This window comes from Pseudomonas sp. B35(2017) (assembly GCF_002113645.1).
GTDB lineage: Bacteria > Pseudomonadota > Gammaproteobacteria > Pseudomonadales > Pseudomonadaceae > Aquipseudomonas > Aquipseudomonas ekonensis.
On sequence record NZ_NEIZ01000018.1, the window covers coordinates 108,040 to 121,179 of the forward strand.

General features: G+C 68.4%; 1 protein-coding gene. It reads left to right on the forward strand.

What is annotated here, in order from left to right; all coding sequences use genetic code 11:
- The first annotated feature begins 36 nt into the window (after positions 1-36).
- Positions 37-13,035, forward strand: a complete 12,999-nt coding sequence (locus tag CAG41_RS23640) for a non-ribosomal peptide synthetase (protein WP_085707533.1) — start codon at positions 37-39, stop codon at positions 13,033-13,035.
- Positions 13,036-13,140 lie beyond the last annotated feature (105 nt).

Genomic DNA, 13,140 nt, shown 5'->3' on the forward strand with positions numbered 1-13,140 from the left:
ATTCCACTAGCAAGCCGAATTCAGGCAGGAAACCTCATGACCGACGCGTTCGAACTCCCCAGCACCCTGGTCCAAGCCCTTCAGCGCCGGGCGGCCCTGACGCCGGACCGGCTGGCCTTGCGCTTTCTCGCCGAATCCGAGGAACAGGCCGTGGTGCTCAGCTTTGCCGAACTCGACCGGCGTGCGCGCACGATCGCCGCGGCGCTGCAGGCCGAGGCCGGGTTCGGCGAGCGTGCGGTGCTGTTGTTTCCCAGCGGCCCGGATTACGTCGCGGCGTTCTTCGGCTGCCTGTATGCCGGCGTCATCGCCGTGCCGGCCTATCCGCCGGAGTCTGCCAAGCGCCATCACCAGGAACGCCTGCTGTCGATCATCGCCGACGCCGAGCCGCGCCTGCTGCTGACCAGCGCCGGCCTGCGCGACGCCTTGCAGCAGATCGAAGGCGCGCCGCCGCTGCTGTGCGTCGACACCCTCGACGACGCGCTGGCCGAACGCTGGGTCGAGCCGGTGTTGCCTGGCGACCACATCGCCTTCCTGCAATACACCTCCGGCTCCACCGCGCTGCCCAAGGGCGTGCAGGTCAGCCACGGCAACCTGGTGGCCAACGAATTGCTGATCCGCCACGGCTTCGGCATCGACGTGAACCCGGACGATGTGATCGTCAGCTGGCTGCCGCTGTACCACGACATGGGCCTGATCGGCGGCCTGCTGCAGCCGATCTTCAGCGGCGTGCCGTGCATCCTGATGTCGCCGGCGTACTTTCTCGGCCGTCCGCTGCGCTGGCTCGAAGCGATCAGCCAATACGGCGGCACCATCAGTGGCGGCCCGGACTTCGCCTACCGGCTGTGCAGCGAGCGGGTCAGCGAATCGGCGCTTGAGCGCCTGGACCTGAGCCGCTGGCGCGTGGCGTACTCCGGCTCCGAGCCGATCCGCCTCGACACCCTGGAGCGTTTTGCCGAGAAATTCACCGCCTGCGGCTTCAGCGAGGACAGCTTCATGGCGTCCTACGGCTTGGCCGAAGCGACCCTGTTCGTCGCCGGCACGCCGCGCGGCCAGGGCATTCCGGCCCTGCGCGTGGACGACGCGGCACTGGCGCAGAACCGCGCCGAAGCGGGAGAGGGCAGCCCGGTGATGAGCTGCGGCATCAGCCAGCCGCAGCACGCGGTGCTGATCGTCGATCCGGTCACCCTGCAAGAGCTGGCCGACAACGCCGTCGGCGAAGTCTGGGCGGCCGGGCCGAGCATCGCCCACGGCTACTGGCGCAACCCCGAGGCCACCGCCAAGACCTTCGTCCAGCACGCCGGCCAGACCTGGCTGCGCACCGGCGACCTGGGCTTTTTCCGCGAGGGTGAGCTGTTCATCACCGGCCGCCTGAAAGACATGCTGATCGTGCGCGGCCACAACCTGTACCCGCAGGACATCGAGAAGACCGTCGAGAACGAAGTGGAAGTGGTGCGCAAGGGCCGCGTGGCGGCGTTCGCGGTCACCCGGAACGGCGAGGAGGGCATCGGCATCGCGGCGGAGATCAGCCGCAGCGTACAGAAAATCCTGCCGCCGGAGGCGCTGATCAAAGCGATCCGCCAGGCCGTGGCCGAGGCCTATCAGGAAGCGCCGAGCGTGGTGGTGCTGCTCAATCCGGGCGCATTGCCGAAGACCTCCAGCGGCAAGCTGCAACGCTCGGCATGCCGTAACCGCTTGGCCGACGGCAGCCTCGACAGCTACGCGGTGTTCCCGTCCGCGACCGCAGAAGGTCAGGCACCGGTTGCCTCGGCCTCTGAACTTGAGGCGCGCATCGGCCAGATCTGGGCCGAACACTTGAATGTCAAACAGGTCAACGCCGACGACCATTTCTTCCTGCTCGGCGGCAACTCCATCGCCGCCGCCCAGGTGATCGCCAAGGTGCGCGAAGCGCTGGGCCTGGAGCTCAACCTGCGCCTGCTGTTCGAAGCCCCGACCCTGAGCGCGTTCGCCGTTGCCGTGGCGCAGCAGCAACAGGACGGCGGCAGCGCCCAGGGCGAAATCACCGCGTTGCCGCTTCACGAAGTGTTGCCGCAGTCCTTGGCGCAGAACCGTCTGTGGATCACCTGGCAACTCGACCCGCACAGCAGCGCCTACAACATTCCCGGCGGCCTGCGCCTGCGCGGCGAACTCGATGAGGACGCCCTGAACGCCAGCTTCCAGCAACTGGTCGAGCGCCACGAATCCCTGCGCACCCGCTTCTTCGAGCGCGACGGCGTGGCCCTGCAGCAGGTGCTGCCTGCCGGCGGGTTCGAGCTGCAGCGGATCGACCTCAGCGACCTGCCGGGCGCCGAGCGCGAGGCCCGTGCGCAGCAGATCCGCGAAGACGAGGCGTGCACCCAGTTCGACCTGGAGAAGGGCCCGCTGCTGTGGGTGACCCTGATCCGCCTCGACGATGAAGACCACCTACTGCTGGTGACGCTGCACCACATCATCGCCGACGGCTGGTCGCTGAACGTGCTGATCGACGAGTTCTCGCGCCTGTACGCCGCCGCGTCCCAAGGCCAGCGGGCGGAGCTGGCGCCGCTGCCGACCCGCTACGCCGACTACGGCAACTGGCAGCGCCAGTGGCTGGCCCAGGGCGAAGGCGAGCGGCAACTGGCCTACTGGAAAGCGCAGTTGGGAGACGAGCAACCGACCCTGGAGCTGGCCACCGACCACCCGCGCTCGGCCCGTCAGGCCGGCAGCGCCGCCCGCCATACCGTGCGGCTGAGCGTCAGCCTCAGCGAGGCGGTGCGCAACGCCGCACAGGCTCAGGCGGCGACACCGTTCATGCTGTTGCTGTCGGCGTTCCAGAGTCTGCTGCACCGCTACAGCGGCCAGCGCGACATCCGCATCGGCGTGCCCAACGCCAACCGTCCGCGCCTGGAGACCCAAGGCCTGATCGGCTTCTTCATCAACACCCAGGTGCTGCGCGCCGAAGTGGAGCCGCGCCTGCCGTTCAGCGAACTGCTGGCCCGCACCCGTGAGGCCGCGCTCGGCGCCCAGGCCCACCAGGACCTGCCGTTCGAGCAACTGCTCGAAGCCTTCCCCAAGGCCCGCGAGCAAGGCCTGTTCCAGGTCATGTTCAACCATCAGCAACGCGACCTGAGCGCACTCAAGCGCCTGCCGGGCCTGCTCGCCGAAGAGCTGCCGTGGCACAGCCGCGAGGCCAAGTTCGACCTGCAGCTGCACAGCGAGGAAGACCGCAACGGGCGTCTGACCCTGTCGTTCGACTACGCCGACGAACTGTTCGACCTCGCCACCGTCGAGCGCCTGGCGGAGCATTTCACCCGTCTGCTGGCCGATGCCTGCGAGCGCCCGCAAGCGGCCATCGGCGACCTGCAACTGCTGACGGCCCACGAACTGTCGCGCCAGGATGAGTGGAGCAGCGCGCCGTGCGCCGCCGCGCAGCAATGGCTGCCGGAGCTGCTCAACGAGCAGGTGCGGCAAACCCCGGAACGCACCGCGCTGGTGTGGGACGGCGGCAGTCTCGACCTCGCCGAGCTGCACGCCCGCGCCAACCGCCTGGCCCATTACCTGCGCGACAAGGGCGTCGGCCCGGACGTCTGCGTGGCCATCGCCGCCGAGCGTTCGCCGCAGTTGCTGATCGGCTTGCTTGCGATCATCAAGGCCGGCGGCGCCTATGTGCCGCTGGATCCGGACTACCCCGCCGAACGCCTGGCCTACATGCTGGCCGACAGCGGCGTCGGGCTGCTGCTGACCCAGACCACGTTGCTCGACCGCCTGCCGGCCTGCGACGGCGTCAGCGTCATCGCCATGGACAGCCTGCACCTGGACACTTGGCCGAGCCAGGCGCCGGGCCTGCACCTGCACGGCGACAACCTTGCTTACGTGATCTACACCTCCGGCTCCACCGGCCAGCCCAAAGGCGTGGGCAACACCCATGGCGCCCTGGCCGAGCGTCTGCAATGGATGCAGGCCACTTATCAGCTGAACGACAGCGACGTGCTGATGCAGAAGGCGCCGATCAGTTTCGACGTGTCGGTGTGGGAATGCTTCTGGCCGCTGATCACCGGCGCGCGCCTGCTGATCGCCGGCCCCGGCGAGCACCGCGATCCGCACCGCATCGCCGAACTGGTGCAGCAGTACGGCGTGACCACGCTGCACTTCGTGCCGCCGCTGCTGTCGCTGTTCATCGACGAACCCCTGAGCGCCGAATGCACCAGCCTGCGCCGGGTGTTCTCCGGCGGCGAAGCGCTGCCGGCGGAGTTGCGCAACCGCGTGCTGGCGCAACTGCCGGCTGCGCAACTGCACAACCGCTACGGCCCGACCGAAACCGCCATCAACGTCACCCACTGGCAGTGCAGCGAGGCCGACGGCGAGCGTTCGCCGATCGGCCGCCCGCTGGGCAACGTGATCTGCCGGGTGCTCGACAGCGACCTCAACCCGGTGCCGGCCGGGGTGCCGGGTGAGCTGTGCATCAGCGGCATCGGCCTGGCCCGCGGTTACCTCGGGCGGCCGGCGCTGACCGCCGAACGTTTCGTGACCGATCCGTCGGGCGAGCCGGGCGCGCGCCTGTACCGCACCGGCGACCGGGCACGCTGGACGAACGACGGTGTGATCGAATACCTCGGCCGCCTCGATCAGCAGGTCAAACTGCGGGGCTTCCGGGTCGAGCCGCAAGAGATCGAAGCGCGCCTGCTGGCGCAGGACGGCGTCGCCCAGGCTGCCGTTCTGGTGCGCGACACCGCCGCCGGCCCGCAACTGATCGGCTACTTCACCGCCGGCGATGCCAGCGAGGACCAGGAGGCGCAAATCGCCCGCCTGAAAACCGCCCTCGCCGCCGAACTGCCGGAATACATGGTGCCGGCGCAACTGATGCGCCTGGACGAAATGCCGCTGAGCCCCAGCGGCAAGCTCGACCGCCGTGCCTTGCCCGAGCCGCAGTGGCAGGTGCGCGAGCACGTCGAACCGGTCAGCGAACTGGAACGCCAGATCGCCGCGATCTGGCGAGAGGTGCTGGGCCTGTCGCAGGTCGGCCTGCGCGACGATTTCTTCGCCCTCGGCGGCCATTCGCTGCTGGCCACCCAAATCATTTCCCGCACCCGCCAGGCCTGCGACGTCGAACTGCCGCTGCGGGCGCTGTTCGAGCACAGCGAGCTCGGCGGTTTCGCCGAGCAGATCCGCCTGATCCAGGCCAGCGGCCGCACCAACAAGCAGCCGCCGATCGAGAAGGTCGACCGCAGCCGGCCGGTGCCGCTGTCCTATTCGCAGCAGCGCATGTGGTTCCTCTGGCAGATGGAGCCGGACAGCCCGGCGTACAACGTCGGCGGCATGGCGCGCCTGCGCGGGGTGCTGGATGTCGGGCGCTTCGAAGCGGCGCTGCAAGCGCTGATCCTGCGTCACGAAACCCTGCGCACCACGTTCCCGAGCGTCGATGGCGTGGCCCGTCAGCAGGTGCATGCCGAAACCGGCCTGCGCATGGACTGGAAGGATTTCTCCAAGCACCCGGCCGAAGTCTGCGAGCAGAAAGTCCAGCAACTGGCCGATGAAGAGGCACACCGGCCGTTCGACCTGGAAACCGGTCCGCTGCTGCGCGCCTGCCTGGTCAAGACCGCCGAGCAGGAGCACTACTTCGTCCTGACCCTGCACCACATCGTCACCGAAGGCTGGGCGATGGACATCTTCGCCCGGGAACTCAGCGCGCTGTACGAAGCGTTCGTCGACGACCGCGACTCGCCGCTGGAACCGCTGCCGGTGCAGTACCTCGACTACAGCGTCTGGCAGCGCCAGTGGCTGGAGTCCGGCGAACGCCAGCGTCAGCTCGACTACTGGACCGCCCAGCTGGGCCGCGAACACCCGCTGCTGGAACTGCCGGGCGACCGTCCGCGTCCGCCGGTGCAGAGCCACCGGGGCGAACTGTTCCGCTTCGACCTGAGCGATGACCTGGCCGCCCGCGTGCGCGCCTTCAACGCGCAGAACGGCCTGACCCTGTTCATGACCATGACCGCCGCGCTGGCCACCTTGCTCTACCGCTACAGCGGCCAGACCGACCTGCGCATCGGCGCACCGGTGGCCAACCGCATCCGCCCGGAAAGCGAAGGGCTGATCGGCGCATTCCTCAACACCCAGGTGCTGCGCTGCCAGCTCGACGGGCGGATGACGGTGGCCGAGCTGTTCGACCATGTGCGCCACACCGTGATCGAAGGCCAGTCCCATCAGGACCTGCCGTTCGATCATTTGGTGGAAGCGTTGCAGCCACCGCGCAGCGCCGCCTACAACCCGCTGTTCCAGGTGATGTGCAACGTGCAGCGCTGGGAATTCCAGCAGACCCGCACCCTGGCCGGCATGACCGTCGAGTACCTGGTCAACGACGCACGGGCGACCAAGTTCGACCTCAACCTGGAAGTCACCGACCTCGACCACCGTCTGGGCTGCTGCCTGACCTACAGCACCGACCTGTTCGATGAGCCGACCATCGCCCGCATGGCCGGACATTGGCGCAACCTGCTGGAGGCGCTGATCGCCGACCCGCAGCGGCCCCTCAGCGAACTGCCGCTGCTGGACGCGCCGGAGCGCCAGCGCCTGCTCGACAGCCTCGGCGTCGAGGCCGGCGAGCATCGTCTCGACCAGTGCATCCATCACCTGTTCGCCGAGCAGGCGCTGGCGCGCAAAGACGCGCCGGCCCTGACCTTCGCCGGGCAGACCCTGAGCTACGCCGAGCTCGACGCCCGCGCCAACCGCCTGGCCTGGGCGCTGCGCGAGCGCGGCGTCGGCCCGCAGGTGCGGGTCGGCCTGGCGCTCGAGCGGTCGCTGGAGATGGTCATCGGCCTGCTGGCGATCCTCAAGGCCGGCGGCGCCTATGTGCCGCTGGATCCGGAATACCCGCTCGACCGCCTGCATTACATGATCGAGGACAGCGGCGTCGGCCTGCTGCTCAGCGACCGGGCGATGTTCGCCGCCCTGGGCGAGTTGCCGCCGAAGGTGGCGCGCTGGTGCCTGGAGGACGACAGCGCCGCGCTGGCCGGCCAGCCGTCCGGCGAACTGCCGTTCATCAGCCTGCCGCAGCATCAGGCGTACCTGATCTACACCTCGGGCTCCACCGGCAAGCCGAAAGGCGTGGTGGTGTCCCACGGCGAGATCGCCATGCATTGCCAGGCCGTGATCGAACGCTTCGGCATGCGCCCGGACGATTGCGAGCTGCACTTCTATTCGATCAACTTCGACGCCGCCACCGAGCGTCTGCTGGTGCCGCTGCTCAGTGGCGCCCACGTGGTGCTGCGTGCCCAAGGGCAATGGGACGCCGAGGAAATCTGCGGCCTGATCCGCGCGCACCGCATCAGCATCCTCGGCTTCACCCCAAGCTACGGCAGCCAGTTGGCGCAGTGGCTGGCGACGCAAAGCCAGACTTTGCCGGTGCGGATGATCATCACCGGCGGCGAAGCGCTGACCGGCGAGCACCTGCAACGGATCCGCGCCGCGTTCAAGCCGAGCGTGTTCTTCAACGCCTACGGCCCCACCGAAACCGTGGTCATGCCGCTGGCGAGCCTGGCGCCGGAGATGCTGGAGGAGGGCGCCGGCAGTGTGCCGATCGGCAGCGTGATCGGCGACCGCGTCGCCTACATCCTCGACGCCGACCTGGCGCTGGTGCCGCAAGGCGCGACGGGCGAGCTGTACGTCGGCGGCGCCGGCCTGGCCGTGGGTTATCACGAGCGGGCGGGCATCACGTCCGAACGCTTCGTGGCGGACCCGTTCGCCGCCGACGGCGGACGCATGTACCGCACCGGCGACCTGGTGCGCCAGGGTGCCGACGGTCTGGTGGAGTACATGGGCCGGATCGACCATCAGGTGAAGATCCGTGGCTTCCGCATCGAACTGGGGGAAATCGAAACCCGTCTGTTGGATCACGAGGCGATCCGCGAAGCCGTGGTGCTGGCGCTGGACGCGCCGAGCGGCAAGCAACTGGTCGGCTACCTCGTCACCGACATGGCTGAACGGGACGAGACGCATCAGGCCGCGCTGCGCGAAGCGCTCAAGGCGCACCTCAAGGCACAACTGCCGGACTACATGGTACCGACCCACCTGATCCTGCTGGCCAGCATGCCGCTGACCGCCAACGGCAAGCTCGACCGCCGCGCCTTGCCGGCACCGGACCCTGCGCTCAACCGCCAGGACTACGTGGCGCCGAGCAACGAGCTGGAGCAGACCCTGGCGCAGATCTGGTGCGAGGTTCTGAACGTTGCGCAGGTCGGCCTCAACGACAACTTCTTCGAACTGGGCGGCGACTCGATCCTGTCGATCCAGGTGGTCAGCCGTGCGCGGCAGCAGGGCATCCATTTCAGCCCGCGCGACCTGTTCCAGCACCAGACGGTGCAGACCCTGGCCGCTGTGGCCAGCCGCAGCGAAACCGTGACCGCCGAGCAAGGGCTGGTGACGGGCGAATCGCGCCTGACGCCGATCCAGCATTGGTTCTTCGACACGGAAATCACCGAGCGCCAGCACTGGAACCAGGCGTTGCTGCTGGCGCCTGCCATTGCGCTGGAACCCCATCGCCTGGAGCAGGCGCTGCTGGCGGTGATCGAACAGCACGACGCCCTGCGCCTGCGCTTCACCGAAGCCCATGGCGAATGGCAGGTGAACCATCAACCGCTGACCGAGGCTGCCGTGCTGTGGCAAGTGCGCGTGCCGTCCATGGACAAGTGCGCCGCGCTGTTCGCCGACGCCCAGCGCAGCCTCGACCTGGAACACGGGCCGCTGCTGCGTGCGGTGCTGGTCGATGGGCCGGAAGGCCAGCAGCGTCTGTTCATCGCCATCCACCACCTGGTGGTCGATGGGGTGTCATGGCGCGTGCTGCTCGACGACCTGCAGACCGTGTACCGACAGCTCGATGCCGGGCAGTCGGTGAACCTGCCGGCCAAGACCAGCGCCTTCAAGGACTGGGCGGCGCGTCTGCAGGCCTACGCCGGCAGCGAATCCCTGCGTGAGGAACTGGGCTGGTGGCAAGCGCAACTGGCAGGTCCTGTGGCCGGGCTGCCGTGCGAGAACCCCGAGGGCGGGCGCCAGAACCGTCACGGGCAAACCGTCAATGTGCAACTGGATGCCGAGCGCACCCGGCAGTTGCTGCAACAGGCGCCGAGCGCCTACCGCACCCAGGTCAACGACCTGCTGCTGACCGCGCTGGCCCGCGTGCTGTGCCGCTGGAGCGGCCAACCGTCGGCGCTCGTCCAGCTGGAAGGCCACGGCCGCGAAACCCTGTTCGACGACATCGACCTGACCCGCACCGTCGGCTGGTTCACCAGTGCTTACCCGTTGCGCCTGACCCCGCACGGCATCGAAGAGGCGGCCGGCCAGGGCGCGTCGATCAAGGCGATCAAAGAGCAATTGCGTGCGGTTCCGCACAAGGGCCTGGGCTATGGCGTGCTGCGCTACCTGGCCGACGGCACCAGCCGCGACAGCATGGCGGCGCTGCCGAACGCGCCGGTCACCTTCAACTACCTCGGCCAGCTCGACCAGACCCTGGGCAACGACGCGCTGTTCCGTCCGGTGGACGAACCGGTCGGCGCCGCCCACGATCCGCAGGCCCCGCTGCCGAACGAGCTGAGCGTCGACGGCCAGGTGTCCGGCGGCGAGTTGCAGCTGCGCTGGACCTTCAGCGCCGAGCGCTACGATCCGCAGACCATCCAGGATCTGGCCGATGCTTACATCGGCGAGCTGCAGAGCCTGATCGGCCACTGCCTGCAGGACGGCGCGGGCGGCCTGACGCCGTCCGACTTCCCGCTGGCGCAGCTGACCCAGGCCCAGCTCGACGCGTTGCCGGTGCCGGCGGCGCAGATCGAAGACGTGTACCCGCTGACCCCGATGCAGGAGGGCATGCTGCTGCACACCCTGCTCGAACCGGGCACCGGCCTGTACTACATGCAGGATCGCTACCGCATCAACAGCGAGCTCGACCCCGAGCGCTTCGCCCAGGCGTGGCAAGCGGTGGCGGCCCGTCACGAAGCCTTGCGCGCCTCGTTCTGCTGGAACGTCGGCGAAGACATGCTGCAGGTGATCCACACCCCGGGCCGCACGCCGATCGAGTACCTGGACTGGAGCGCGGTCGCCGACGCCGAGCAGGAGCCGAAACTCCAGGCGCTGCTCAAGGCCGAGCGCGAGGCCGGGTTCGATCTGCTCAACCAGGCACCGTTCCACCTGCGCCTGATCAAGGTCGGCGCGGCGCGCTACTGGTTCATGATGAGCAACCACCACATCCTGATCGATGCCTGGTGCCGCTCGCTGCTGATGAACGATTTCTTCGAGATCTACACCGCCCTCGGTGAAGGCCGCGAGGCGCAACTGGCCGTGCCGCCGCGCTACCGCGACTACATCGGCTGGCTGCAGCGCCAGAGCCTGGCCGAAGCGCGCCAGTGGTGGCAGCAGAACCTGCAAGGGTTCGAGCGCACCACGCCGATCCCGAGCGACCGGCCGTTCCTGCGTGAGCACGCCGGCGAGAGCGGCGGCATGATCGTCGGCGACCGCTACACCCGTCTCGATGTGCAGGACGGCGCGCGTCTGCGCGAACTGGCCCAGGCCCATCAGCTGACCGTCAACACCTTCGCCCAGGCGGCGTGGGCGCTGGTGCTGCGCCGCCTGAGCGGCGACCGTGACGTGCTGTTCGGCGTCACCGTGGCCGGCCGCCCGGTGGAGATGCCGCAGATGCAGCGCACCGTGGGGTTGTTCATCAACAGCATCGCGCTGCGGGTGCAGATCCCGGCGGACGACCAGCGCTGCGGCGTGCGCCAGTGGCTCAATGGCCTGCTCGACAGCAATATGCAGCTGCGCGAGTACGAATACCTGCCGCTGGTGAACATCCAGGAGCAGAGCGAACTGCCCAAGGGCCAGCCGCTGTTCGACAGCCTGTTCGTGTTCGAGAACGCCCCGGTGGAGGTCTCGGTGCTGGATCGGGCGCAGAGCCTCAACGCCACCTCGGACTCGGGCCGCACCCACACCAACTTCCCGCTGACGGCGGTGTGCTACCCGGGCGACGACCTCGGCCTGCACCTGTCCTACGACCAGCGCTACTTCGACGAATCGACGGTCGAGCGCATGCTCGGCGAGTTCAAGCGCCTGCTGCTGGCGCTGGTGGACGGCTTCCATGGCGACATGGCCGACCTGCCGCTGCTGGGCGCCGACGAGCAGGACTTCCTGCTGCACGGCTGCAACCGGAGCGGCCACGACTATCCGCTGGAGACGAGCTACGTCGAACTGTTCGAAGCGCAGGTGGCGGCGCACCCACAGCGCATCGCCGCCAGTTGCCTCGACCAGCGCCAGAGCTACGCCGACCTGAACCTGCGCGCCAACCGTCTCGGCCACGCGCTGGTCGCGGCCGGGGTGCGGATGGATCAACCGGTGGCGCTGCTGGCCGAGCGTAGCCTCGACCTGCTGGGCATGATCATCGGCAGCTTCAAGGCCGGCGCCGGCTACCTGCCGCTGGATCCGGGCCTGCCGAGCCAGCGCCTGAGCCGCATCATCGAACTGAGCCGCACGCCGGTGCTGGTGTGCAGCGAGGCGTGCCGCGAACAGGCCCAAGCCTTGCTCGATGAGTCCGGCTGCGCCAACCGTCCGCGTCTGCTGGTGTGGGAAGAGGTTCAGGCCGGCGCGCAAGCGTCGTCCGACCCAGGCATCTACAGCGGCCCGGACAACCTGGCCTACGTGATCTACACATCGGGCTCCACCGGCCTGCCCAAAGGCGTGATGGTCGAGCAGCGCGGCATGCTCAACAACCAGTTGAGCAAGGTGCCGTACCTGAACCTGAGCGACGCCGACGTGATCGCCCAGACCGCCTCGCAGAGTTTCGACATTTCGGTCTGGCAGTTCCTCGCCGCGCCGCTGTTCGGCGCGCGGGTGGACATCGTGCCGAACACCATCGCCCACGATCCGCAAGGCTTGCTGGTGCACGTGCAGCAGCAGGGCATCACCGTGCTGGAAAGCGTGCCGTCGCTGATCCAGGGCATGCTTGCCTCGGACCGCCTGAGCCTGGACGGCCTGCGCTGGATGCTGCCGACCGGCGAGGCGATGCCGCCGGAGCTGGCGCACCAATGGCTGCTGCGTTACCCGGACATCGGTCTGGTGAACGCCTACGGTCCTGCGGAATGTTCGGACGACGTGGCGTTCTTCCGGGTCGACCTGGCCTCGACCCGCGGCAGTTACCTGCCGATCGGCACGCCGACCGACAATAACCTGCTGTACCTGCTCGACGGTGCGCTGGACCTGGTGCCGTTGGGTGCCGTGGGCGAGCTGTGCGTGGCGGGCACCGGGGTCGGCCGTGGTTACGTCAGCGATCCGCTGCGCACCGCACCGGTGTTCGTGCCGAACCCGTTCGGTGCGCCGGGCGAGCGGCTGTACCGCACCGGTGACCTGGCCCGCCGTCGCAGCGACGGTGTGCTGGAGTACGTCGGCCGGGTCGACCATCAAGTGAAGATCCGCGGCTACCGGATCGAACTGGGCGAGATCGAGGCGCGTCTGCACGAGCAGCCGGAAGTCCGCGACGGCGCGGTCGGCGTGCAGGAGGGCGCCAACGGCAAGCACCTGGTCGGTTATCTGGTGGCGGCCGATTCGGCACTCAGCCCGGCCGAACGGCTGGAGCGGATCAAGCAGCGCCTGCGCGCCGAATTGCCGGAGTACATGGTGCCGCTGCACTGGCTGTGGCTGGACCGCCTGCCGCTCAACGCCAACGGCAAGCTCGACCGCAAGGCCTTGCCGGCGCTGGAGATCGGCCAGTTGCAGAGCCAGGACTACCTGGCGCCGCGCAGCGAACTGGAGCAGACCCTGGCCGACATCTGGGCCGAGGTGCTGAAGGTGGAGAAGGTGGGCGTACGCGACAACTTCTTCGAGCTCGGCGGCCATTCGCTGCTGGCCACGCAGATCGCCTCGCGGGTGCAGAAGGCCCTGCAACGGGACGTGCCGCTGCGGGCGATGTTCGAGTGCAGCACGGTGGCGGAGCTGGCCGAGTACATCGAAGGACTGGTGGCCAACGACATCACCGCGGACAAGGCGGACCGGCTCAATGACCTGATGGCGGAACTGGAAGGGTTTTAATCGCCGGGGCCGCGCCGGCCCCATCGCCAGCAGGCTGGCTCCCACAGGATCTTGGGTGAGTGCAGAAATGGCGGACACCGCAAAACCTGTGGGAGCTGCGGTGCG

Coding starts and splice junctions, on each gene's coding strand:
- CAG41_RS23640 (WP_085707533.1), top strand. CDS start 37: ATGACCGACGCGTTCGAACTCCCCAGCACCCTGGTCCAAGCCCTTCAG.